This is a genomic window from Sinomicrobium weinanense, from assembly GCF_018863395.1.
Taxonomy (GTDB): Bacteria; Bacteroidota; Bacteroidia; order Flavobacteriales; family Flavobacteriaceae; genus Sinomicrobium; species Sinomicrobium weinanense.
In genome coordinates, this window is sequence record NZ_JAHKRR010000002.1 from 439481 (window position 1) to 466263 (window position 26783).

Consider the following 26783-nt stretch of genomic DNA (forward strand, 5'->3'; position numbering starts at 1 on the left):
AAAAACAAACAAAGTATTACACCTTACAGTGCTTTTGCCATAATTTCCGCAATCCATTGTGGTGCCAATGCAATATCTTGCTTTAAATCTTTAATATCCTCTTTTTTTAACAATTGTATGATTTTTTCTTGTTCTTCTGGAGACACCTTATCACTTCCTATATCCCGAAGCGCTTGCACCACAAGTTTTGACACCTTTCCGCTAAGGGCTAAGTTTTTAGGGGAAGTTCTTTTGAACTGTATGGTTCTATTACCAACTTTTATTGTTCTTGTCTTACCATCCGTATAATAAACCAATCTTAAAGGCACTTGTGTTGACAGGCCAAGGGCGTACTGCGCATAACTGCCCGAAGGCAATAATTTGGCCTTGTCCCTTTTTGCAATAGCCTTAGCTATTTCTTCTGCAGAAGGTAATATTTCCTGATTTAGTAACTCGCTTACTTTTGGTTTAGCATATATGCCATGAGCTACCCTTGACAAAACCTTCCTCTTCTCCAGCCGATGCAGAATAGTATGTATTGTGCTCTGATTTCCTAAGTCGATAAAATCGTCGGCAAAAAAAATAGTTCCTCCTTTTGCTTTATTTATCCTGGTTTCAATTTTATTATCTATGCTCATACGTATAGTAATTGAGCAATAAATGTACAAAACATGAAAGATATAGACATACTATTCCTTTCAAAAAAATTTAAAATATCTTACAAATCAAGGATGATATCCTCTGGCAAACATTTCGCTCTATAAGGCTACCCCGGCCCGTTCTGCAAATTCTTCCCGGGTAAGATGAACTTCCTTTCTTTTCCTTTTGACAAATTCAGTTAATTGCTCCATAATTATATTCCTTTACATATAAAATAACCTAAAATTATATGTAAAAACATATAATTTTATTATGGATTTCCATAGTACTCTTCCTTTTCTTTCTTTTCTTTGACTCGAAATATGTAGATGTAATTTAAAGAGGTTTTACCTATTCCAATATCCCGTATTGCTACTTTCTATTCAAAATGTAACAAATTCTACTTATAATCGTCTTCCTTTATAAAACTTGGCAATGGCAAAAAAATTTTACCTCATCACAATCGCATTTCTTGTACTCCTTCCTATTGCACGTAGAGAAAGGAAAAAATCGAGTATCCTTTTAAACCCTGTCTCGGAAAATATCACTTTTAAAAACTCAAAAGATAATATTACATTTTCCGGAACTTTAGCTTTACCCGGTAAAGAAGGCCGGTTCCCTGCTGTTATCCTGATAAGCGGAAACGGTAAAAACAATAGAAATTCAGAATTCGGAAACCATAAACCCTTTCTGGACATTTCAAACCATTTCATTAAAAACAACATTGCCGTATTAAGGTATGATAAAAGAGGGGTCGGGAAATCTGAAGGGAATTTCGATGCGGCCAATTCTTTTGACTTTGCGGAAGATGTAAAAGCTGCCTTAAACTATCTTTTAACCAGGCAGGACATTCAAAAAAATAATATAGGTTTGGTCGGACACAGTGAGGGAGGCCTAATTGCCCCTATTGTAGCCGCAACTTCCGAAAATGTAGCATATATTGTTTCATTGGCAGGCCCCAGTATCCCGGGAAACAGGATACTACTGTCCCAGCAAAAAGCACTGGCCGAAGTACGAGGCATCGGAAAGGACAAAATCAAACGATCCCAAAAAATAAACCGGGAAGCATTTGAAATCGTAAACCGATATACAAATGACAGTATTCTAAAAGTAAAAATGTTGGCTTATATACGAGATATTTCCCAAGGTGATCCGGATAAACCAAAAGATATAACCTTTGATGAATATGTGAATGCCCAGGTCAAAAATATTCTAAGGCCCTGGATGGTTAATTTTTTAAGATATAACCCACAAGAATATATAAAACAGGTAACATGCCCCGTACTTGCACTCAATGGTTCCAAAGACCTCCAGGTATTGGCAAAAGAAAATTTACCCCGATGGAAGGCGATTTTGGAAAAGTCAGGTAACAAAAACGTAACCATTAAGGAAATATCTAATCTGAATCATCAATTTCAGACTTGTAAAACAGGTTTGCCGGAAGAATATGAAAAATTGAATGAATCGTTTTCACCGATCGTCATGGAGGAAATGGTCAAATGGATAAAAAAGCATTTAAAATAAATGGATAACGAATTAATCGAACATAAAAGTTGGTGGAAACGAAACTGGAAATGGTCTATGCCGGTTTTCGGAATGCTCCTGATTGCAGTTTATATCTTTTTCTCGTCCGGGGCACCCGGGGTTACCTCTGATATAATACAAGCCTACAACGACACTGATCTTTATGAGAATGCGATTAAAAAAGCAGCTTCAGATCCCAGGGTAAAAGATCTGTTAGGGGAAATGGAACCCATTGATAAAATGGCTATCATAGAAGGACAAGTTCAATACAGCAATAACAACAATACAGTACATTCCACCATACGGATAAGCGGGTCCAAAGGTAAAGCTCGTATGGATATTTCGGCAAACAAGGTAAGGAATACGTGGAATTACTCTAAAATAAACATCCGCATTAAAAATCCCCCCGAAAAAAGACAAACTATTGAAATTAAAACAGCAGAATAAAACGCCATACTACAACACCGAAAATCTATACCCTTAGTAAAAATTCGAGAACATTGCTAAAATTTAGTACATTACTCGAAATTTTCCGGCCAATTACCACCAGTGACGAATTGCGTTCGATTGCGAACGATTATGAACGATTGCGAACGATTAAGCCAAGAAAAAAAGACGATTCTCTTGTATTTAATGGACCATCAAGAAATATCCCGAAAAAAAGCCTCTTCCCTGATTAATTCAAAGAATACCAAAACTTATGAAGTCCTTACCGAATTAGTCAACGAAAAATTTATCGACAAACAAGGTCAGGGTCGTGCCACATTCTATACCCTGAAAAGAAAGGAGGGTGAAAACAAGAAGTGGTGAATGGAAACTTATAGAGGGTAACAAAAAAATACAGCTTTTACTTCTCCCCAAATAAATCGTCAAAAAAGGCAATTAAAGTCTTACACCAAAATTACACCTCCCCCACTCCAACCCCTGTAAATATGAGGGATGAAAGATATTGTATCGGTAAATAAAAATGTCTTCATCCCGGTTTTTATCCCCTTTCATATAAAACCTATAACCAGGCATATAAAATCACAGCTACTGAACATAGTTATCTGCATGTTAGTTATAGCCGCTCCGGTGATAATTTTTATTTATTGATCTTTCCTTGTGTTTTTTGGTTTTCGATGTATCAGTTCCCTTTTTTTGACGGATTGATCCCTGAAGGCTGGCTTCTGAATATTGCCATAAGTAAATTGCTCAACACAAAGCATAAAAAACTATTTGCATAACTGGTTGGGGGCAGTATTTCTCTTCAAAATACCAAACCTTTACTTTTCCTTCCCCGGTGATCCGGAAGCGTTTCCGGTTATGGAAACTAGCGAAATTTTTATACCCGGACAAGCCCGAATAGTCCCATTTAAGGGAATGCGTATACACCGAACCGGTTTGGGTATGCAGCAAACCAAACCCCTTAAGCGGCATACCCATCCCCTTACGCTGCAAACGTAAACCGGTTAGCCGCTTAAGCAATTGCTTATGCGGCATAAGCAACCCGGTTAGCGGTCAACGTAACTGCGTATGCAGCAAACCAAACCCCTTACGCCGCATACCCATTCCTTTACGCTGCAAACGTAAACCGGTTAGCCGCTTAAGCAATTGCTTATGCGGCATAAGCAACCCGGTTAGCGGTCAACGTAACTGCGTATGCAGCAAACCAAACCCCTTACGCCGCATACCCATTCCTTTACGCTGCAAACGTAAACCGGTTAGCTGCTAAAGCAATTGCGTATGAATTCATAAGCAACCCGGTTAGCGGTCAACGTAACTGCGTATGCGGCAAATCGGATCCCTTAAGCCGCAAACGTAAACCAGTTAGCCGCTTAAGCAACCGGGGAAGCGGTAAAAGCAATCCCTTATGCGGCAAACCCAACCCGGTTAGCAGCTCAAGGGAACGGGTTAGCCGTATACCGGACCCCTTCCGGCGCAAAAGGGTTTGCGTTTATGGGTGTTTTTCGGGCTTTAAACAAAAAGAGTTGAAGGTACGGACACTGAAGATTATGCCGGGAACAGCATGGAGAAAATACAGGGGGAGGAAGGGAAAGGGTTATCTTTACCAGGCATTTTATAGCCGAGGAAAACACCTTGCCAGGGAACATATTGTCCGGGGATAGATGGTAATCCATGGATTTATGCCGCAAGGGAAAAAATAACTATGCCGGTTAAAGTTCCTGTTCTGTCCATGGCCCGGAGGTTATAAAATAAAAACAAGGGTTCTCTTACCCGTTTATTCCAATCAAAAGGCCATATTTAAAAGACATCGGTAGCATTATAGAAAAATACAGCATACAATATACATTATACCAAAAACAGTTAACATACTTATAATTAACTGGTTGTGATTTAAGATCACTGCGGTATTTCATTGGATTTACCGCTTTTTTTACACTGTACTACAGCCTATATAACGATTTTTTCTTCTATATAAATTGTTTCGAGAGTTTACAATACTTTTTTGAACCCAAGGAGATGTAAATCGGAATAATCAGGTAAAACCGGATGGTACCTTGTTCTTCGATCTCCCCAAAGTAACACAATGATTACCACAAAAACGCATACTTTATTTTTATCCCTGCCGCTATTGTTCTGGCATCTCCGGTATAGGAATGATTTTTAGTTTTGTTGGAAGATGTAAACACCGGATTATAGATAAAATCAACAGGGCTTTCCGTATTGTAGCCTACAAGGTTATTACTTCCGGTCTTATTGACTGTATTCAGTCCATATTCCATAAAGATCCCGAGGTAAAGGGCGTTTTTTTCGTTTATGAGGTGTTTTACTCCTATTTCCGCCATCAGGCTGTAAGCATTGTCCAGGTCGAGGCCCTGGCCGTTTATAGCCTGATCACCGAAATCCCCGAAGCCCATAAACAAAGGAGCTTCCAGATGGGCGTTCCACTGCGGGTAAAATCCGCTGGTTTGCATATGATTTGCTCTTATACTGTATTCCGTATGTAGTGGTAAACCGAGTACAAATCCTCCCGTAGCATAAAAACGCATGGCATCTCCCTTCGACTGGTAGGTTACCGTCAGGGGAATGTTCAGGTAATACACGTATTGCCGTTCTTCATACCGGTCGATACTGTAATTGAACTCAAATTCATCACCCTCAATATCTATCGCAGGATAACTGTCTTTCAGTCCATTGAAAACGGCCCTGGAGTTATAGGACTGTACTTCCCCGCCCAGTCCAAGGCTCCAGTGTTTGTTAAGCGCATAGGCATAACCTATTCCTCCGCCCACATTGTCCGAACGGGTACCCTGTCCCTGCTTCATATCGTAGTGAAGAGATGAAAATACACCGGTTACATAGGCGGATAATTCATGCCGTTGTTGTCCGTAGCCCTGTGGCAAGGTAAAAACGGTGAGCAGAAACAGGAAGACAACAGCGTAGTTATGTTTTAGAGCATGTTTAAAAAGGATTGATTGTAGCGAAAAGCCCTTGCGCCGGCTGGCTCGTTCGCTAAAATAACCCCCCGGGTTATTTTTATACGCTCCGCCCTGTTCCATATAAAGGCTTTTTTGAGCTGCATAGCCACGGTTGCTGAGCGAAGCCGAAGTATAGCTATGGGGCGAGAAAAGACAGGACCGAACGTTAAGAAAACAGCCGGTGGCTGTTTTTAGTGAAGGGGCCAGGTGGTGAGCCGACAACAAAAAGGGCATTTTTTTAGCCAATTGAATTCTTTTTAAACATGCTCTTATATGAGATAAAGCTATTTTCATGGGTATGGTGGCTTTTTATTTTACAATGATCTTAAATGACTTTTGCAGGCGGTCTGTTATACATTGGAGGATATACACCCCGGGGGGCATGCCTGAAACCTTCATCGTACTATCTTCCCTATCCGTAAAGAACTGCCTGACCTGCTGACCGGAGTGGTTATACACCCGCACCTGCATGGTCTCCAGTTCTTCCCTGGGAATACTGGCCTGGATGTTAATGGTATTTCCCGTAAGTACGGGATTCGGATACACGATAATCTCCCCGCTATGCTGCAATTCTATTTTCATAGGGCAGGTACGCAATATTTCTCCGTCTGTGGTGGTCATTTCCACCTCATAGGTGGCATCGGGGTCCAGGAGATCCGTGCTGTTGTCCCCGGCAGAATAGTATTGCCCGCCACCGATAAAGGTGCCGTTTTTGTACCATTTGTAGGCCATAAAGTTGTAACCACCATTGGTCTGCGGATTGTTATTGACCAGTAAGACATTATCGAACTTCCGGATCACTATATCTTCAAAATCAAATCGTCGTTCCACCACAACTTTATAGGTTTTGGTAGCACTGCCGTCTTCGGAGGTCACAGTTATTTCTTCCGTATAAATGCCCGGTCGGGACAATTCCATGGTAAAACGATGTGCCGGACTCACCATAGCATTCGCTTCGGTCTCTATTTCTACCATTACCGAGCCGGCCATATTATCGCAATCGACCACATAACCGGTCTCCGGTCCGGGATTCTCAAAGGTTTTTTCGGCTATGCGCAGGACACGGATAGAAGCATCATCACTACTGATCCGTAAGGTGCGGTTTACGGGGGTGGCAGGCAGGAAATTATGGTTTCCTTCCTGGCTGGCGGTGATCGTTATTTCTCCTGATGAAAGCAGGGTTACCTCTCCGTCGGGTGTCACTGTTGCCGGCGGTTCGGTGCCATCATAGGTATAGGTATATACTATCGGCAACCCGGAAGTTGCGTAGGCTTCCAATAAAAATCCGGAAGTGCTTCCGAGGTTTCGGGCAGGTATGGCGTCAAATACAATTTCCTGAGCGGCCTTGTGTACGGTCAGTATAGCCGTGAGTTCCATATCCTCGTAGTTTATGCCTCCGTCTATATTGGCCGTGACTTCCTGGGTTCCCGCATCGGTCCGGCCATTGTTTTCATAGGTCACTGTTACGCCTTCCGGTAACTCACCCGTAATGGTAAGTGTGTATTCTGTACCGTCGTAGGTGAACTCGCCATCGTTGAATGCAATGTTGTCATAACCTGCTGTTGTAATGGTCAGGATACCATTTTCAAAGGTCATGGCGTAGTTGTTTCCTGCCGAAAGTGTTCCCTGCGTAATAACATACTCTCCCACCGCTTCGCCCGATTCACGTTCCGGCATACCCGTAAACATATCATCGCCAATCAGTGTCGGGCTTACTGTATAGGTCAGTTCGGGGTCGGCTATGCCATAGGCTTTTTCCTGGTTGTCGGCTGTTACGGTAACAGACAACGGAGTAACAGTCAATTCAGCGGTCAGTTCCATATCCTCATAGTTCTCCCCGCCATCAATCCGGGCTGTTACGGTTTGGGTCCCTGCATCTGTCCTACCGTTGTTTTGATAAGCCACTGATGTCCCTTCCGGTAATTCGCCTGTGATGGACAGGGTATGCTCTGTGCCGTCATAAGTGTAATCCGCATTATTAAATGTGATGTTTTCATAATCTGCCGGAACAATGGTCAATATAGCTCCTTCATAGGTGATGGTATAATTATCCCCGGCAGTCAGTGTTCCCTGTGTAATGGCGTATTCTCCTACGGCTTCTCCCGATTCACGTTCCGGGATGCCCGTAAACATATCATCGCCAATCAGTGCCGGGCTTACTGTATAGGTCAGTTCTGGGTCCGCCATGCCATAGGCTTTTTCCTGGTTGTCGGCTGTTACGGTAACAGACATTGGAATAATAGTCAATTCAGCGGTCAGTTCCATATCCTCATAGTTCTCCCCGCCATCAATCCTGGCTGTTACGGTTTGGGTCCCTGCATCTGTCCTACCGTTGTTTTGGTAAGCCACTGATGTCCCTTCGGGTAATTCGCCTGTGATGGCAAGACTGTGTTCTGTGCCGTCATAGGTGAACTCCACATTGTTAAATGTAATGTTCCCGTAGTCCGCCGGGGTAATAGCGAAGGTCCCTTCTTCAAAGGTGATCGCATAATTATTGCCGGCCGTTAATGTTCCCTGTATAATCATATATTCACCTACGGCCTCACCGGCATCACGTTCCAGCATTCCCGTAAAGCTGTCGCCACCGATCAACATGTCCGCTGTGTAGGTCAGTTCGGGATCATCCGTGCCATAGGTTTTTTGTTGGTTATCTGCCGTTACCGTAATGGATCGTGGCGTTATTGTCAGGTCGGCGGTCAGTTCCATGTCTTCGTAGTTCTCCCCGCCATCGATCTCTGCCGTTACGGTTTGTGTTCCGGCATCTGTTCTGCCATTGTTTTGGTAAGTTACCGATGTACCTTCCGGTAATTCGCCTGTAATGACAAGTGTGTGTTCTGTACCATCATAGGTAAACTCCCCGGCGTTAAATGTAATATCCTCATAATCCGCAGCTGTTATCGTGAGAGTGCCTTCCTCAAAAGTAATGGCATAATTGTTCCCGGCGGTCAGTGTACCTTGTGTGATAGTATAGGTACCTACGGTTTCACCTGTTTCACGTTCCAGGGTACCCGTAAAGGCATCGTCACCAAGCAGTGGTGGGGTTATCATATAGGTCAGTTCGGGGTCGTCTGCCCCATAGACCCTGGACTTATCTTCCGCCGTTACGGTAATGGCATAGGGTGTGACCGCAAAGGCATTATTGTCTTCCTCAAAAGTGATATCGTAGTTGGCGGCCTTCTCACCTTCAAATGTCAGGATAATATCATATGCTCCTGCATCTTCGCCTTCCCCGCGCGAGCTACCGGAAATGATTTCTGTCAGGGCATCCCCTTCCTCCAATTCAGATCCTTCGGCCAGGGCATAACCGTATTCACCCGGATCGTCTTCTCCGTAAACCTTGGCCTGACCGGGTTCCGGTACAACGGTGATCGCCCCGGGAGCTACCGAAACCGTAAAACCCAGCGTGGCCGCTTCGAAGTTATCCGTTTCTGCCTGCTGTACGGTCAGCGTAGCGGTGCCGGCCTGTTGCGCAATTACCGTTTCCAGGTCATCCAGGTTCAGTACGGGATTATCGTTCTCTCCAAAACCGTAGGTGATTTCCGCGTTGGGATCACTACTGGCAAAAACCAGTGTTCCGCCATCGCCATAGCCCAGTGAAAGTCCTGCTGCGGGATCGATATCCGTACCATTCCACGAGGCTGACAATTCCGGTACGCCTTTGGCTACCGTTACCGTTATTTCGGCCCGTAATTCATCCGGATTGAGAAAGTAGGGGTCATCACCCGGTTCCGGTAACACCAGCGGCACTGTAAATACATAGGTCCCTGCGGTTTCCCCGTCATATGTTCCGCCTTCGGGTTCCTGCAGGGTCCAGTTACCGGTATTTCCATCCAGTGCCACGGGGGCTTCTGTACTGTCACTCAGGGTGGCTGTTACTTCCGCAGGGAGGCTTCAATGGCGTTTAGCGAAGTACCATAATCCACAGTTATGGTATCCGGGGTGGAAAGGCTTACAATAACAGGCGTCGGCTCTCCCTGGAATTCGTAGCCTCCCATATCAATGGTACCGCCCGCCACCCGGGGATTACCAGCCAGGTCCATATCGTTCTCCAAATCCCCGCCCGCATCGCTATATGCATTGTTGTTGCCCCCGTTTACTGCCGGGCTGGCCGCACCCAACTGCAAGTATCCTGCCTGTCCGGGGGTTGTGCTGATAAATTCCGGGTCCATGTCAACGTTGTTGCCCCCGTCTTCACCTATGCCGACATCCCAGTTATCACTCCCTCCCGAATTGGCGACCAGGCTGTTGGACACTGTGATGCCTCCTCCACGGCTATCAATGGATGCAGACGCCGAGGTGCTGCTGCCGTTGGCCTCGTTTCCCCAGATGAGGACATTGATCAACTCCAGCGTACCATTCCAGCCGGAAGTAATTGCGCCTCCTTCCGTAGCGGCAGTATTTCCGTTGAAGGTTACGTTAATTAACTTCGGCATGGAGGCCTGGCCGAAGAAACCAGCTCCCTGATCGCTTTGGTTTCCGGTGAATACAACGTTTCTCAGTACAGATGAAGATCCACTATTAAACATCCCGCCCCCATCCTGATCTGCCCGGTTATCCCTGAAAATAAGATTGGTAAGGGTCGATGAACCTCCAAAATTGTACATTCCTCCTCCATTTTTTTCCGAACTGCCGTTTGCATGTCCCCCGGTGATCGTAAATCCGTTAAGGACTGGGGTGGTATTGGTATTTGATCCGGTAACGACATGATAAGCATTGTTTTCAATCGTTCCATCCTGATCAATGTCCCCATCGAGGACAGCGACGTTGGCGGCCCAATCGCGTTGGTTCAGTGCTGTTTCCGTGCCGGAAAAGCCTCCATAAACTTCCACGCTGTTAACCAGTTGAAAGGTAGCATTGCGGTCGTTATCTGCCTGGTTTGCCCCTTCATCGGGATAGTATATGCCGTCAGCTACCCAGATCTGCAAGGAGCCATCGGCTTCGCCATCCCAGTGGTCTGCAGCCCAGCTTAGTGCATCCTGCAATCGGGGAACAGCATTGGCCCAGCTATCGCCCGTACCGGTGTAGCCGGCAGCTTCGGTATTGACGTTGATGTCTACGTAAAGGACGTTATTGGCGTCAGGATTGAGGTTTCCGCCGCAATCTGCAGTTTGCGTGTCGCCCAAGATAGTCCAGCTGTGATTGTCGATCAGCGACTGCCGCTCACTGGCAGAGGCACAGTATTCCAGGCCGTCTGCGCCGAGTGTTATACCGTTCTGCACCGCCTGTCCGGCCCAGCCGGTCAGGACGGCGTCGTAGTTTTCCGGGGAGAGCCCGGAATTACTTAACATTTCGAACATATCGGTCACGTTGGATACATCCCAGTTACCAATGTTCACATTAAAGGCAGGGGTATTAAAAAGCATTCTTTGCATAATCGTAACCTTTGATACGTTCCACCCGCTAAGGTCCTGACTGAACCCGACTGCGTTACGAAACATACTGTTCATGTTGGTCACATTCTGCACCTGCCAGCTACTAATATCCTGATTGAATGCATAGGCATTGACAAGCATACCGTCCATATTGGTCACATTCGAGACATTCCAGCTACCTATATCCTGATTAAAGCTGTTTGCGCCGGTAAACATTCCGGACATATTCGTTACGCCGGAAACATCCCAGCTACCGATGTCCCCGTTGAACACGCTGGCGCCCTGGAACATCCGGACCAGGCTGGTGACCCCGCTCAGATCCGGTGCGTCCGTTGCATTGCCCATGAGGTTAGAGGCGCCATCGAATGCATCTTCCATAGAGCTCCACGCAATATTTCCCCATTGCTCAATGGAAAGTATTTTCTGGCGGTCTCCGCCACCATCAAAGAAGATGCGGGGGAAGTCGCCGGTGATCTCAACGGTATAGGTCCCGGGCGCGGCGTAGGTGTGGGTGAGCTCCTCCGGGTCGTCTCCATCCTGCCAGGCGGCCTGGTTTCCATCTCCCCAGGCAATGGTGAAGTTATACCCGCCGTCCTGGTGAATGGGGATGGTGATCTGGTTGTCTTCCGAGTCGCCGGGATTGTCGGTTTTCCAGGTGGTGATAAAGTTGCCCGGATCGCCGGGAGTAATGATTGTTGCCGGGAGTACTGTTATCGTTGCCGTGCCAGCGACATTCAAATTCCCGCCATTACCGGTATTGCCATTATCATCAACAGAAACCGTTAGGGTCTGGTTGTTTGTATTTCCCGACGGATTGAGAAAAGTCACATTCGATCCCGAAAGGAAAGCATTGAGATTGATAAGTGTTCCGGCAATGGTCAGAGTCCCTGTTCCGCTCCCTGTAGTGGTCACTCCGCCTCCGGAAGTAGCAGTTAAAGTTCCGGCAGCTACACTAAATGTTGCAATCAGGGTTCCCGATTCGGCATCCACATCGGCAAAACTGATACCGGTCAGGGCCGAATCCGTGTTTTCTGTAACCTGGATAGTTGCCGGAAGTGACACTTCTGGAGCATCGTTTATGGGGGTGATGTCTACATTAACCGTTCCGATAAAGACATCGTTTCCACCCCCGGTGCCGGTATTTCCATTATCATTTATGAATACTTCCACCACAGCGGCATTATCACCGTAGAGGTTCTCATCGGGCCTGAACCAAATGTTACTGGGGATATCGATATAATGATTTAAATCAGCCAAATTCCCGGTGAGGGTCAGATGACTGCTAGCATGGCCTGTAATTGTAATACCAGTTCCTGCGGCTATATCAAAAATTCCCCCCGTTGCGTTCAATATCAACGTAAGTTCTCCCGATCCCGCATCACTGTCATTTATAGTAGCAGAGGAAATATCAAACACATTATCCTGGGAATCTTCTTCCACCGTAATATCCGAAGGTAGGCCTGAAATGGTCGGGTCGGTATTGGTTTGGGCCCTCCCTTCAGTAATCGTCCAAGGTAGTGTACACACCAAGAATAAAAAAGAAACGGAAATAAGGTAGTTTTTCTCCATAGCGTATAATCTTTCAAAAAAGAGCGTTTTTTACACTATGAACTTATACCAAACCCTATAACCACAAAAATAAAGGCAGTATTTTACAGAATTTTGGGAAATAAATATCACTTTTTGTGAAGTAATGTCTTTTTGTAGGTCAAATACACAGTGTTTATCTTTATATATTCTCGTTTTCAGAATTTTATAGCTATATTCTTAACCATAAAAATGACGGGGTTTGAAACAGTTCTTATATCTTATATGCTTTTTTTATACGGGCATACTTGCAGCACAGGGCGAACAATTGGTCCGGAAAGTAACGGGCCTCTATCCGGTTGAAAATGCAGAGCAATTTGTAGTTTTAGGATCTGCCGTTAAACAACTTTTAACCCCGGGGGGAGATGAAATAACCTGGCCTCCCCCTTTTCATAAAACATTGAAAAGTGCACAAGACTGGGCTTCCCGCCACGGAACCTTCAGGCAAAAGTTATTAGCCGATTATTATTTATTGATGTTTTACAACAACAACCTGGCAGATGGGAAAGCCATCCCGTTGGGAAAAAAGCTGCTCCAGGAACCGGAATTCCTGGAATTACCGGAAAGTGCCTTCGCCCTGGCCGCCATGAACTCGAGTTACAGGCGTAAAGGATATTATCAGCAACAACTGGCTGTCCTGGAGAAATTGATAGTGCTCAACAAAAAATTCGGATATATTATCTGGCCAGAAACTTATGCGTATTACAATGAGATGGGATTGATCTATTACCGGTTGGGACAATACGGACCTGCCCGTAGTAATTTCAGGAAGCAGGCCGAACTCTTCCGGGAAAACGGAGCACTCTTCCGCACCAGCAGCACGATCAACAATATAGGATTGACCTTTGAGCATCAGCAACAACCGGACAGTGCATTGGTTTATTATAAAAAGGCCCTGGAATTAATTGAAAACAAGAATATAAAGGATGATTATTATTCCGGGGAATACATAGCACATTTTCAGAATGTGATCCGGTCCAATATTGCAGAAAACCGTATGAACCGGGGGGTGTATGACCAGGCCGAAGCTATTTTTAAACAAGAGCTGGCCTCCAGCAAGTCTGTAAAGGAATTCAGTACTGCTGCATTCACCTATCAAAAACTGTCCCGTTTATATTACTTAACCGGCCGTTATCAACTGGCTGGTATTTATAATGACAGTACCCTGTATTTTGAAAAAAAATTCCGCAATCCTGCCAATCGTCAGAAAGCACTGCAATTAAAGGTTAAGATCCTCCTTAAAGAGCAGAAAAGCGACAGTGCTTTGATCTTTACAGAACTTGCCAATAAGCTGAGGGATTCCCTTATCCGTGATGAGAAACATAAAAATTATTCCGAAGCAGCGTCTAAATTCAACTTCATCCAGTCCGAAGAAGCCCTGAAGGTCAATCGGGAGTTGCTGGAACAAAAGGAAAAAAATTCCCGGTTGCAATGGTTTATAACGGGGATCATCATTTGTATCCTGGTTTTGATGATATGGCTCTTTTATAAGACCAAAAAGTCCAACAGGATCATCACTTCTCAAAAAAAGGCACTGACCAAGGGGCTCAAGGAAAAAGAGATCATGCTCGACGAGATCCAGCACCGTATCAAGAATAACCTGCAGGTAATCTCGGGTATCCTGGAATTTCAAAAGCACAAGACGGAAACCACCGAAGCCGAAGTGTTGCAGGAATCGCAGGAATATTTACAGAGCATGTTTATGATACACGAACTCCTGTATGAGCAGGAGAAAGGGCTGGATATGCTGGACATACAGGTGTACTTTGAAAAAATGGCCGATTTTATGATCAACAATTACCCCGGATTGAAAGTGAACTGGGACATCCATGCCAGGATATCCCTCAACGTAAAAACAGCTACGCCCCTGGGCCTGATGGTCTGCGAGCTGATGATGAACTCGTTGAAACACGCTTTTACAGAAACCGGGGAAATCGGTATCACCGTGACCCGCTTTGGCGAAAATTACCGCCTGTTGTATGCCGATAACGGCAAGGGATACGAGAAGAAAGCAGATTCCCTATCCTATGGTACGGGAATGAACCTTATCTTTATGCTGGCCGAAGACCTTTCCGGGGAGATCAATTTTCCGAATAGTGATGGTTTTTCACTACAGCTCGATTTTGAGGCTTCGTGAACATGTTTTTTACAGGGAGAGGCGACCGGTGACGGAAGACTGAGGGATTCATCTGTCACCGGGCATCGGCCACCCGTCCAAATAACGCATATGAAAAAATACAACATCTATATCGTTGAAGACATGGCAGTGACCCGGGCGGCTATTGCTTCTGTACTGAAACAAAAGGAATACACGATCTGCGGAAGTGCGGTCACGGCCGAAAAAGCCTGGGTAGAGATCCGGGAACTTCCGGTGGATCTGGTCCTCCTGGACCTCAACCTGAAAGGCAACAAAAACGGGTTGTGGCTGGCCCGCAGGATCAGGGAATCGGCCAACTGTGCCATTGTCTATCTCACCGCCTATGGAAGCGACGGTATCTTGTCCCAGATACACGAAACCGAACCGGACGGCTATATCATGAAACCTTTTAACAACCCTACACTGATCTCGACGGTTAAAGTGGCCTTGCGGAATTTTAACAGGCAACATGCCCTTCTCAAAAAATCCGATTCGGAAGTTCAATATGCTTTTGTGAGATGTAAAAAAGGCCTGGTGCAAATTAACAGTAATGACGTATTGTATTTAAAATCCGAAGGTAATTATGTCTCCATTTTTAATGAAAATAACACCTGTCATACCACGCGGGATAAACTGATTTCAGTTCTCGAGCACCTATCCTTCGACAACCTGTTCCGGGTACACCGGAGGTATGCGGTTAACGCCAAAAAGGTTGCCGCCATAAGAAAAGAGGCCATTGAAATGAAAGGTATGGAAATTCCTGTTTCCGGATCGTTTGAAGCCGATCTGCTGAGAGAACAGTTTCTCAAATAAACAACAGGCTATTCTTCCTTAAGTGCTGCGATGGTACCTTCATACCTTATGGGATTCCGCTGTGAACTATTTACCATAAGAACGGTTTTTTTGTTGCCGTAGACCTCTAAAACGACATTAAAAGATTCGCTGTCCTTACGGGCCTTAAATGTCATCCGGTACAATTCTTTCGCTTTTACATATTTTATATCCATATCGGTAGCCTCCTGATCAAACTGTATGGCTTCGCCATCAGTGTTATAACCACCACCCATCTGCCGTTCCCCGAAATACGGAAGATAGGCTTTCACCGAATCTCCTTTCATTTCAAAATAATTGGAATTTCCTATCAGATTAATTCGTTGCGCATTATGCTGCGGCCCTAAAAGACCAATTACATTCATCATAGCCGTGGTTACCATGGGATTGGCCCAGTCGTTTACCACCCTGAATTTCTTTTGCTGAATAAGCGTATCCAATGCCCCCATGTCCTGAGCACCTGAAACGGCATTTTTAGCCCCGCTACAACTGCAGAATACGGCAAGCAGGATCAAACCGGAAAAATAATGAAGATGTTTCATCTGTTAATATTTATTGTTTTTTAGTGGTCATGCTCCGACAAGTGATATACTGAGCTTGCCGAAGTGCTCAGCACAGGCACGGAATGCCCTATGATCATATCGGCCGGTGTCCGGAAATTTAGTCATGAGCATTTCATAATTCAACATTTTAAATGCTATACAATTTAAAAAATAATCCCCTACTAACCTATAAGAAATACTGCTATATTTAGGAACTGTCCATGTATGTTTCTAAAACAGCTGCGATTAAAATCAGAAAAACTGTAACTTTAGCAACATGAAAATATGCTCTACCTTCTTTATATTAGTGTCATTATTGTGGTACAGTCCTTCTTTAAAAGCACAGTCAAATAATAAGGAAACAGGCGATAGCCTTTCTTATTTTAACAAATTCCTGGTGCCTTCGGAAATGCAGGCAGACCTTAACCTCTTCCGCGAAATCCGTGAAAAAATGAATTCGGGCCTGTACCGGTACCGCACAAAAGAGCAGATAGACAGTATCTACCACCAGGCATCACAAAGCATCAAGGAACCACTACCTGTTACGGAGTTTTACAAGATCATACTGCGGCTTACTGACTTTGAAGGCAGTGTTCATAATTATACAGAACCCGGCACCGCGCTGATGGATTTTCTCAAACGGCAGAAAGCCTTTTTCCCTTATAAGCTGACTTACATAAACGGCCAGATCATCTTTGACGGCCAAACCGACCGGGTTCCTGCGGGATCAAGGATTATCAGCATCAATGGAATAAAGGATACGGTACTAATGCGGTCTTTTTATAAATACTTCCCGTCCGATGGCTATACCATTACGGAAAAGCTATCGGCCAGTGTCGATAAGGTATTTGACTGGCGTTATTTACTGGAATATGGCCTCACGGATAATTACACCCTGCAATATATCGCTCCCGGAGCTTCGATAACACAAAAAATAACCCTTCCGGCCGTGTCCCTGGACGAGCGTAAGAAAAACCTGAAGAACAGGTATAGTGCCGTGGTCACTGATTTAACCGACCCTAAAACACAACCGGCTTATGGCTTTAAAATGGTGAAGCCATCGACAGGTTTGCTGAGTCTCCGGTCTTTCGGAATGGCGACAGGAAAAGATGACCCCGCATTTGACACCTATGTTCGCTTCATAGATAGCGTTTTTACCGTACTGGACGAAAAGAATATTCCCAATCTTATTATCGATATCCGGAACAATCCGGGGGGTAGTGACCCTACATTTGAACAACCGATGATGTACCTGACCGATAAGCCGTTTAAAGAAAATATACATGCCCATATCATTTTTGACCCGGATTCGATCCCTTACGAAAAATATTTTTGGGGTACTTCCACATCAGAACGTATAGACAGTATGGCCCTGGAAAATGGCAGGAAATTCCTGAAGGACTATTTTTTTGAATTTAAGGAAGGAAAGAGCATGCAGGATACAAAACACAATCCGGTATATTACCCGAAATCACCGGCATTTAAAGGCAACCTGTATTTGTTGATCAATGAAAATGTAGCATCGGCGGCTTCCCATTTCGCATCATTGGTAAAGGCCTATGCCAGGAATGTAACGATAGTAGGAGTGGAAACAGTAGGAGGATATTATGTTCACAACGGGCATATCCCTTTGGTATATGAACTGCCGAACTCAAAAATAAAAACAAAATTTTCGATCGTATATGTGGTACAGGATGCACCAAAGAAACCTGATCAGCCGGATGGAAGGGGTATTATCCCGGATTATGAAGTCTGGCCTGAACTCGATGATTTTTTGAAGCACAGGGATACACAAATGGAGTTTGTGTTGAAATTAATCGAATAAGGACCAAAACACTATGGATTTAAAGTCCGTAGATGGTAGGGAAATTATTTTACGCTCCGAAATCCGGATTTTATACGAAGCTATTCAAAAAAGTGCAACAACCGGCTTCCCGCTAAAAGGAAATATCCCATTGCAGCCTGAACCGGACTTTGTCGTCGATCTGCGCATCTGTATCTACCAGTTCATAGTCGAAATGGCTGACTTCAAGGGTCAACTTGTTCTTGTGTCCCTTAAAAAACCAGTTAAAGGCCAGGGTCGCTTCTTCCTGGAAGTGGTCCCTGATATCATTATCCGGGGTAAACCTGGCATAGCGCCCGGCAATTTCCAGTTCTATCGGCCACCATTCGAATGTGGAATTGGCCAGGTATCCGGCCTGAAGATAAAATCCTTCCATGGTGGTGGATGCATCAGTTGCTGCAAGTTTATCGGTAATATTCTTATGATGCCATTCCGACTGCCAGCTAAAGCCATTGTAGACAAAAGCCGTTTCGAGGTTGTACTGGTTGACGCGGTACTGTCCGTCCAGGCCGTCCTCAAACCCGCTTAAATATCCGCCGCCCGACTGGGAAAACCGGGTATAAGGGCTACGGTTGCTTACCCCGGCAAGGGCGATAATAGCTTCGGGTTTGGAATGAAATTCAAGGTCACTGCTTTTAAAACCCAGATCCTCTCCCAGTACATTCCACTGCACTCTTCCGAAATACATGAGGTTGCCGTCGTCGTTGGTGGCACTGCCCCTTCCGGTACCGGTAAAGAGCCCCATCCAGTAACTGAAGTCCAGCATTCTGCCATTTTTGAGCCTTCCATAGAGCTCCACCCCCTGCTGCCTGTCTACCGTAAAAGGCCTGTTGATAATGGACCGGTCCATCATGCCCTGTTCACCACTACTAATACGGCGCTCCCTGGAATATTCCACTTTCCATTGCCCTACCTTGAGTTTCAGCCAGTCCCATTTTTCGACCATAACCCTGAAATCGAGCAGGTTTGATTTTCCCAGTTCATACTCCCAGTAATATTTGAGCCAGGGCTGATAGACATTCCCGCCCACTTTTAAACGGGAGCGGTTTACCTTGAACAGGCTGGAATGCTCCGTATCGTAATCGTCAAAAGTGATGGGGTCCTGATCGTCCGGGGTGGCAAAACGGAACTGTATACGTCCTTGTATCTGGAGCAGGTATCGATCGTCTGAAGATTTTAATTCGAAGCCACGTTTTCCGTAACCTATTTTAAATTCGGGAACTGTATCCTTTTCGATCTGCTGAGCGGAAACCTGATAAACGAAAAACAGGGAGAATACCCCAAAAAGACATACGCAAAAAAGATGACTGTTGACCATTCCTGAAACAAAATTTTAAGCAAGATTTATGTGTCCCTTCAATCGTATTTCCCATCACAGGCAAACCACAGGTAAAAATTTATTTTGTTCATTGTTAATCCCGTGTTTTACAATGAAATGAAAAAACAAAAATGACAGGATCACTGCGGGCAAAAATATGTGTTTTTTCACAAAAAGAAATGATTTCACCAAATAATCTGCTTGACGCCGTAACTTTACGGTAACAATTTGGTAATATTTACAAAAAGCGACGATACCTTTATTCCGGATGTCCGTAAGGCTAACGTTTAATATCTATTTCATAGGTAAAACTGTCGGCGCGATAATACCCCAGGTTGTACTCAATAGGCCGGTCTCCCGGGTCGCACACCAGCCTCTTCCGGAAGAGCAAGGGGCTCCCTGTTTTTACATTCAGTAGTTCTGCCAGGCTTTTGGTAGCCGGAATGGCATTGATCCGTTCTTTGGATACCGATGGTATGGTAGCGTAATCCCTTTCCAGTATTTCGTAGAGGTGCCGGGAAAAATCCTCTTTTCCCGTAAGGCCTATCCGCGGATGAAAATAGGAGATAAAATTGACGAACGGGCCTTTGTCCAGGCCCCGTAACCGCTCCATTTTCAATACCTCCCTGCCTTCTTCGACCTGCAGGGCGGCAGCTACTTCCCGGTCGGCCTTTACCCATTCCACATCGATGCGGTAATTGACAAACTCCACACCTTTACTGTGCATTTCTTCACTGAAACTGGCCCAGTTGCTCAACCGGGTACTCAGGGTTTGCCTCACTACACGTGTCCCTACCCCTTTTTTGCGTACCAGCAGCTTTTCATGCTCCAGCTTATTCGTGGCCTGCCGCACTGTATTACGGGATATTCCCAGTATTTTGGCCAGCTCCACTTCTTTGGGAAGCAGTTTTCCCTCCCTGTATTCAGGCCTCTCGATAATTGTTCTCAACAATTGCTCTACCTGCAGGTGCAAAGGCACTCCGCTGTGATGATCAACTTTAAATTCAATCGGTTTTTCTTCTTGCATTATTGCGCTTTTCCCCTCTGGATCTGTAAAAAGGCAAAGGTACTAATTTTACATATCCAAATGTTCTTACATAGACCGTTTTTACCCCTGTTTATACGCTTCGGTCAGAAGCGGGAGGCTTTACCCGTAAATACCTTCCCTTTTGTACTCAGCTCCCGATTATCACTTCGGAAAGGTTCCGCAGGAAGCCCGTTTTGATCTGTCAGGTCCAGAGGCCCGGGATTATCACTCCACGCATACCGCAATGCCGCCGGGTCTTTAAGGTCCGGATGGTAAACTACCACGGTATTTCCGCGGAGAAAGGCTTTCGCCCACCGGAATGGCCCGTTTTTCCCGGCAATCTGGAATCCTCTTATATACCCGTGTTTATCTGAGGTCTTCAAAGCGTCCGTGGCAAAGTGAAAACGGACAAGCAGGCTGTCCCCGCTTTTTTCCATCGCCTTAAACCGCGGGCCGGGAGCGGGCTGCTTTCCGCGATAACAAAGGTTCCCTGCGAGAGCACCGAGCCTCCGCCCTACTTCTTCCTTGTTTTTCGGGTGAATATCCCCGGCCTCCCCGATATCGATGGTCACTGCCATCCCGGTCTTCGGAAGTTTCAGGGCGAGGTCCTGTGCTTCCCGGAGTTCTGCCCAGGGGGAAGGGCCGGGCTGTCCGGGTTCCTCGCCGTAATTGGCGAGCTGTACCCACAAAAACGGCATATCCTGCCCGAATTTATCTCTCCAGTCCCGGATCAGGGCCGGGAAAAGGTCCCTGTATTCTGCCGCCCTCTCCGCATTGGATTCTCCCTGGTACCAGATCACTCCTTTGACCCGCAATGCGGTGAGCGGGGCTACATTGGCATTGTAGAGCACTCCCGGTGAAGAGAATGGAGAGACATTGACCAGTTCCTGTTCCGGGAATTTTTCCGGATCGATCTCCAGTCCTTTTTTGTAATACCAGTTTCCCCGGAGGATATCATTCCCCCAAAAGGCGGAGGTGGTGAACCCTCCCGGGCCTCCCGTATCAAAAACCCGTACTACCAGTATATTGTCCTTCTCTTTTAAAATTTCCGAAGGAACCTGATAATTCCTGTGGTTATGCCTTCCGAAAGTTTCGCCGATCCGATGGCCGTTTACCCATGTAATATCGTAATCGTCGATCTGCAACAATTGCAGGTGGAGGGAATCTCCTTTAAAACCTTCAGGCAGGTCAAAACTGGTCCGGAACCAGACCGCACCGTCGAAATCCCGGAGGTCTTTTTCGGATTCCCAGGTATTCCCGGCCACTTTTATACTGTCCCAGGTGGCCGTGTCCGTTTCCGGAAGGAACCATTGTTCTTCAATCCCCTTTCCGGTGTAATAATACTGTTCGTACCATTTGTCCTTACTTTTTTCAAAGGCTTTCTTCACCTCTGCAAAACTCCCGGTATGATCTATTTCTTTCCGGAACTGTGGAAATTTTCCCAGGGCCTCATTGCTCATCCAGGTCTCGATCGCCGTAGCCCCGAGATTGACACTGATAAGGCCTATCGGAACATCGCTTTGCCGTTGTATGAATTTGCCGAAATGATATCCTACTGCGGAAAAATGGGCTATATCTTCCAGGCCTGGTGTTATCCAGCCCCGGGAATTGACATCTTCCCGCGGGCGGTAATCCGTTTCCGGGTTTACTTTTAAAAACCGTAGCTGCCGTTTTTTCAGCCATACCGTATCGGTTTCCTTATAAGGGGTCTGTCTTACCGGCCATTCCATATTAGACTGGCCGCTGCAGATCCACACATCGCCCATCAATATATTGCTCAGTGTTTTCACTTCCGGGCCTGCACTGATCTTTATGGTATAAGGCCCTCCCGCAGGAAAGGCAGGCAACCGTATCTCCCATTTTCCGTTACGGCCCGTTTTTGTGCTTATACGATGCCTGGAAATCTCCACTTTTACGGACTGCCCCGGAGCACTCCAGCCCCAAAGCACAGTGGGAACATCCCGCTGGAGCACCATATGATCCGTAAAATACGCCGGTAACCGGAGTTCCTGTGCATGACCCGTAAAAAAGATCCCCAGGATAAATTGTAATGTCAATATTAGTTTCATCATCCTTTTTTGAAAATTTCCAATCATTAAACCGTTTCAGTTACCCTGAATAGCTATCGCAATTTATAGTGATCTGCCTGTTGTTTATAAAACTTTACCACATCCCCAAATCCCTCTTCACCCCATCTCCCTATCTCCCAGTCTCCTCGTCTCCCGGTCACCCAGTCTCCCCATCACCTCATCTCCCTGACAAATGCCTTCAGCGTAGCACATTTTTTCCCTGCCGACTCCCCGGCCGGCCGTATCGTATAGTCTCCCACGGCAGCGGGGACGATAAAGGTCTCTGCATAGTGCACTACAAAAGGGTCGAATTTCCCTTCCGGGCTTTCCACGATCGCTTCCCGGCCTTCGACCAGGTTGATCACATTCACACTTCCCCCGGTATGGTGTGTAACTTTCCCGGTAAACCAATGCCTGTGCGTTTCGATAAAGCCGGAAGGGTGCAGGCCTGTTTTTTCTTCGGTCCAGCCTTCTCCGCGAGCTGTTTCTTCTATCTGATTGACCAGGTTTTCCCGGGTCCATTGCTTCCTGCGGCTCCAGTCGATCACATGCTCGCCGTGTTCTATATGAATGGGGCGCGGTTTTCCGTCGAGCCCCAGGCGCCCCCAGTCCCAGAGTTTAAACGTAAAGATATAAGGTGTGGCGCTGATCTCCAGTACTACGCTGTTGGCCCCGGAGCAATGGATGGTTCCGGAAGGGATCAGGTAGTGGTCGTGTTTTTTTACAGGCCATTTATTGATATAAACGTCGGCATTAAAATTACCGCCATTGCTCCGGGCTTTCTTAAGATTATCGAGCATTTCTTCCGGAACGGTCTCGTCTTTTATTCCGAGATATACTTCCGCATCTTCACCCGCATCGAGTATATAGTAGCTTTCGTCCTGCGTATATGGCATTCCGAACTGTTCCCTGATGTATTCTTTGGTGGGGTGCACCTGCAGACTGAGATTTCCGCCTTTCATCGTATCGAGAAAATCGAAACGTATCGGGAACTCGGCCCCGAATTTTTCAAATACGCGTTGGCCGAGCAATGACAAAGGCCTGGTCAGTACCAGGTTGATGGCGGGAGTTTCAAAATTCACCCCTCCGAATTCGAAAAGCAGGCTGTTTTCTTCGGGTACACAGTCAAAGCCCCAGGCAAAATTAACCGCATTGCGGTCCAGGTCTATAACCTCCTTCAGCCACTGCCCCCCCCAGGGGCCGGGGTCAAAGAACGGCACTACGCGGAAAGGTTGCCGGCTGGCCACTTCGAGGGCGCGGTTGAGGCTTTCACCGGAAAGCATTTTCGGATTTGAAGCCTCGACAGTGTCGACAAAGAAATCGATCCTGTCAAAAAGGTTTAGTTTATGCCGGTCCAATACTCTCCAATCTACAAAAAAAGACTGTTTTACACGCAGGGCAAATTCTTCGTGTTTATTGTCTGTTCCGAGATTGCTCACTTCGTTTTTCCGCATCCTCAACTGCAATTCCCAGCGAGGCATATCCATATACACCAGCAGATCGGCATCGGGACAACAAAAAACAGCCCCGGGCCCCAGTATTATTTGTAGCCCGTTTGCTCCGGCGCCTACTTCTGCTTTCAGTTTCTTACAACTTTCCGGGTCAAAAAAATCCTTTAAACCGAGGTCTGTCATATATCCGAAGACCCTGTCGTCAGTAACATAGGGATATACCATTTTCTTTATTTCGCCTTCGGGTTTCAACGCGTCGGAGCTGTAATATATCCGGCCCGGGTTTAAGATCTTTTTAAAGGCTGTTCCGGCTTCTTTCATATCCACCCCCTGGTAGGTTTCCACGGCGATAAGCCTCCCGTTTTTTGCGGAGATTTTGTCTTTTATAGCCTTTGCGATAGCTTCCCAGCCCCGGATGCATTCTTCTTTGTTTTCGCTGACGTGTATTTTCGGATACTTGTCGTAATTAGATCTCATTCTTTATCCTTGCTTTATTTAATAAGTAATTTGTTCCTAATATGCCTGCTGTTTCTTTTCTGCTGGCAGCCACTACCGGCAGGCTGCCGGCGGGGATCCAGCTGTGTTTTTCGATCATTTTTTCTATTCCCGGCAGTATTTCGTCCTTACTTTTCATGATCCCTCCTCCGATAACTATTTTTTCGGGATCATAGGCGTGAATAAGGTTAATAATACCCGTTCCCCAGGCCCGGATGCTATTTTCCCTGAGTTCTTTTGCAACCGGATCTCCTTTCCGGGCATAGCGAAAAAGGCTTTCATAATCCGGGTCCTTATCGCGGTTCAGAGGACTTGCTGCGTATGCCCCGCTTTTTTTGAGGTCGGATTTCAGGACCCAGGTAGATGCCGTGCTTTCCACACAGCCTATATTTCCACAGTTGCACACCCTTCCTTTGTAATCTATACTCATATGGCCGCCCAGATTCCCGGCCAGGAAATTTTTACCGCGTAGCAGTTTTCCGTCGATCAGAACGGCTGTCCCTACCCCGGTCCCAAGAGTGATCATCACCAGGTTATCGCATCCCTTTCCGGCCCCGAACTGCCACTCCCCGATGAGTGCGGCCCTGGCGTCGTTTTCAAGGGCCAGCGGCACACCCCAGTTTTTCCCGGCCCATGCCTCAAAATCGGTTTTTCCGGCCCCGGGATATTTCACATAATCGGAAAGTACACGTTTATTTACAGGATCGACAATACCGGGAAAGGCGATCCCTATCCCTTTTACCTGCTCATTTCCGTTCAAAAGCTCATTTACAGGGGCGACCAGGTCTTCCAGCACCTGTGCCATGCCCAGACCCGACCGGGCTTTCAGGGATCTTGTTTCCAGTATATTTCCGGCTACATCGATCAGCCCCATTTTGATACGGGTACCTCCCATGTCGATGCCTATATTTACATTTTTCATGTGTAAATAATTTGATTTACATTCTTGACTAATTAGACTTAGGACTTCAGGACTTAAGACTTAGGACAAAAAACAAGATGTCCGGAATTGCAATACCTGCCTCTGAATCTTACGTCTTAGGTCTATTTTCATCTGTTTACTTTTTGGTCGGATGCTTCGACTTTGTTCGGCAACCAATGCAGATACATCTGTCACCGGTCTTCGGTCCTCCGTCATCGATCATCTGTCACTTTTATATATCAATCGTCCTCTGTTTTTGTCCAGCTTCTTTCTATCTGCTCCAGGCTACGTCCCCGTGTTTCCGGGACATACTTCAGGGTAAAGAGCAGGAGGATCACGGCATTGCACATAAAGATCCAAAAGGTAGAGGCTCCTCCCAGGACATCGAGCATCACCGGGGTGAGCTGTGTAATGAGGATAACCCCTATCCACAGGACCAGGGTACAGAACGACATGGCGATCCCCCGTATTTTTGTGGGGAATATCTCTGAGATCATCACCCAGGGAACCGGCCCCAGTGAAGAGGCAAAACAGGCGATAAAGCCGAGTACGAACAATATCAGCCAGGGGCCCGTGGTCATTTCAAAATAAAAACATATCCCTATGGCACAAAGGCATAGTATCATTCCCGAAACGCCCCAGACGAGCAGTTTTTTACGCCCTGCCCGGTCAATAAGCCAAAGGGCCACAAAGGTGAAAATGGTATTGATCACCCCGATAAAAATGGTCTGGTAAAAGGCCGATTCTACCCCGAAGCCTATACTTTTGAATATTTCCGGGGCAAAATAGATCACGGCATTGATCCCGGTGATCTGTGAAAACAGTGCCAGGACAATCCCCACTACAAATGCCAGGCGCAAGCCTTTGCCGAAGAGATCACCGGGTCTCCCGGACTCCAGCTTCAGGGTGTCCTGTATTTCCTGTTTTATGGCACCGGCCTTATCCCCGTTTATCTTTTGCAATATGTCTCCGGCTTTTTCGTCCCTGCCATTCTTCAGCAACCACCGCGGACTTTCCGGAACGCTGAAGAGCAGTACAAAAAATATGACGGCCGGGATTGCTTCAGACCCTATCATATAGCGCCAGCCATAATCCACATTCCACGAATTGCTTCCGGAGACGGAGATCAGGTAATTAACGATATAGATGATATTGATCCCGAAAACAATGGCCAGTTGGTAGATACTTACCAGCCGTCCCCGGTGTTTTGCAGGGGCGACTTCCGAAATATACAGCGGGGACAACATGGAAGCCGCCCCGACGCCTATCCCTCCTACAAGGCGGGCGATGACAAAACTGCTCAGGTCAACTGCTACGGCCGATCCGAGAGCCGATATCAAAAATAACACCCCTGTTGCGATGAGTATTTTTTTTCTTCCGAAACGGTCGCTGACATACCCTGCCATAGCTGCCCCGAGAATACATCCCCAAATGGCACTGCTGGCTGCCCAGCCCACCAGGACAGGGCTCAGGACAAACTTTTCCTGGAGATAGCCTATGGCTCCTGCTATAACGGCGGTATCGTAACCAAAGAGCAATCCCCCGAGCGCTGCTACTACCGTAATGCGGATAATGTAATTCCGGGGGGCAACTGTTTTGTTTTTTTGCTGATCCATGGGCTGTTC

At 46.2% G+C, this 26783-nt stretch carries 16 protein-coding genes; 5 read left to right on the forward strand and 11 right to left on the reverse strand.

Features of this window, described 5'->3' with window-relative positions; all coding sequences use genetic code 11:
* Positions 1–23 precede the first annotated feature (23 nt).
* The gene (locus tag KN811_RS07550) at positions 24–617 is read right to left on the reverse strand and encodes a DUF6088 family protein (protein WP_187967364.1); all 594 of its coding nucleotides are present in this window, start codon (positions 615–617) and stop codon (positions 24–26) included.
* Positions 618–1053: 436 nt separating this feature from the next.
* Here KN811_RS07550 and KN811_RS07555 point away from each other — a divergent pair, with 436 nt between their 5' ends.
* Both KN811_RS07555 and KN811_RS07560 read left to right on the forward strand, forming a co-directional pair.
* Positions 1054–2142, forward strand: a complete 1089-nt coding sequence (locus KN811_RS07555) for an alpha/beta hydrolase family protein (protein ID WP_187967363.1) — start codon at positions 1054–1056, stop codon at positions 2140–2142.
* Positions 2143–2589: a cytochrome c oxidase assembly factor Coa1 family protein gene (locus tag KN811_RS07560; RefSeq protein ID WP_187967790.1), complete on the forward strand. Its 447-nt coding sequence runs from the start codon at positions 2143–2145 to the stop codon at positions 2587–2589.
* A 2087-nt stretch (positions 2590–4676) separates the two neighbouring features.
* On the opposite strand, the gene KN811_RS07565 is transcribed toward KN811_RS07560, so the two are convergent.
* The 3 genes from KN811_RS07565 to KN811_RS07575 all read right to left on the reverse strand — a co-directional run bounded on the left by KN811_RS07565 (position 4677) and on the right by KN811_RS07575 (position 12505).
* A complete protein-coding gene (locus KN811_RS07565; protein WP_187967073.1) occupies positions 4677–5810 on the reverse strand; it encodes a hypothetical protein in 1134 nt (377 codons plus the stop codon).
* Positions 5811–5873: 63 nt separating this feature from the next.
* Entirely contained in the window at positions 5874–9404 is a 3531-nt protein-coding gene (locus KN811_RS07570; RefSeq protein ID WP_187967072.1) for an MBG domain-containing protein, read from the reverse strand.
* Positions 9405–9436: 32 nt separating this feature from the next.
* On the reverse strand, positions 9437–12505 hold the full coding sequence (locus KN811_RS07575; protein WP_187967071.1) for a BspA family leucine-rich repeat surface protein: 3069 nt from the start codon (positions 12503–12505) through the stop codon (positions 9437–9439).
* A 220-nt stretch (positions 12506–12725) separates the two neighbouring features.
* Here KN811_RS07575 and KN811_RS07580 point away from each other — a divergent pair, with 220 nt between their 5' ends.
* Positions 12726–14660, forward strand: a complete 1935-nt coding sequence (locus KN811_RS07580; protein ID WP_187967070.1) for a tetratricopeptide repeat-containing sensor histidine kinase — start codon at positions 12726–12728, stop codon at positions 14658–14660.
* Between the two features lie 90 nt (positions 14661–14750).
* A complete protein-coding gene (locus KN811_RS07585; RefSeq protein WP_187967069.1) occupies positions 14751–15473 on the forward strand; it encodes a LytR/AlgR family response regulator transcription factor in 723 nt (240 codons plus the stop codon).
* An 8-nt stretch (positions 15474–15481) separates the two neighbouring features.
* Here the strand turns inward: KN811_RS07585 and KN811_RS07590 are convergent, their stop codons facing one another.
* Complete coding sequence (locus tag KN811_RS07590) at positions 15482–16033, reverse strand: DUF4251 domain-containing protein (protein ID WP_187967068.1); 552 nt, start codon at positions 16031–16033, stop codon at positions 15482–15484.
* A 277-nt stretch (positions 16034–16310) separates the two neighbouring features.
* Here KN811_RS07590 and KN811_RS07595 point away from each other — a divergent pair, with 277 nt between their 5' ends.
* The gene (locus KN811_RS07595) at positions 16311–17858 is read left to right on the forward strand and encodes a S41 family peptidase (RefSeq protein WP_187967067.1); all 1548 of its coding nucleotides are present in this window, start codon (positions 16311–16313) and stop codon (positions 17856–17858) included.
* Between the two features lie 112 nt (positions 17859–17970).
* Here KN811_RS07595 and KN811_RS07600 read toward each other — a convergent pair whose 3' ends face one another.
* The 6 genes from KN811_RS07600 to KN811_RS07625 form a co-directional block, all read right to left on the reverse strand.
* Complete coding sequence (locus KN811_RS07600; protein WP_187967066.1) at positions 17971–19194, reverse strand: OprO/OprP family phosphate-selective porin; 1224 nt, start codon at positions 19192–19194, stop codon at positions 17971–17973.
* Positions 19195–19474: 280 nt separating this feature from the next.
* A complete protein-coding gene (locus KN811_RS07605) occupies positions 19475–20221 on the reverse strand; it encodes a GntR family transcriptional regulator (RefSeq protein ID WP_216334750.1) in 747 nt (248 codons plus the stop codon).
* Between the two features lie 104 nt (positions 20222–20325).
* Positions 20326–22293: a sialate O-acetylesterase gene (locus tag KN811_RS07610; protein ID WP_187967065.1), complete on the reverse strand. Its 1968-nt coding sequence runs from the start codon at positions 22291–22293 to the stop codon at positions 20326–20328.
* A 170-nt stretch (positions 22294–22463) separates the two neighbouring features.
* Positions 22464–24218 (reverse strand): class I mannose-6-phosphate isomerase, encoded by a 1755-nt coding sequence (locus tag KN811_RS07615; RefSeq protein ID WP_187967064.1) that lies wholly within the window; start codon positions 24216–24218, stop codon positions 22464–22466.
* Entirely contained in the window at positions 24208–25158 is a 951-nt protein-coding gene (locus KN811_RS07620) for an ROK family protein (protein WP_187967063.1), read from the reverse strand. Before KN811_RS07620 ends, KN811_RS07615 begins: the two co-directional genes overlap by 11 nt.
* A 239-nt stretch (positions 25159–25397) precedes the next feature.
* Positions 25398–26774 (reverse strand): sugar porter family MFS transporter, encoded by a 1377-nt coding sequence (locus KN811_RS07625; protein ID WP_187967062.1) that lies wholly within the window; start codon positions 26772–26774, stop codon positions 25398–25400.
* Positions 26775–26783: the final 9 nt, after the last annotated feature.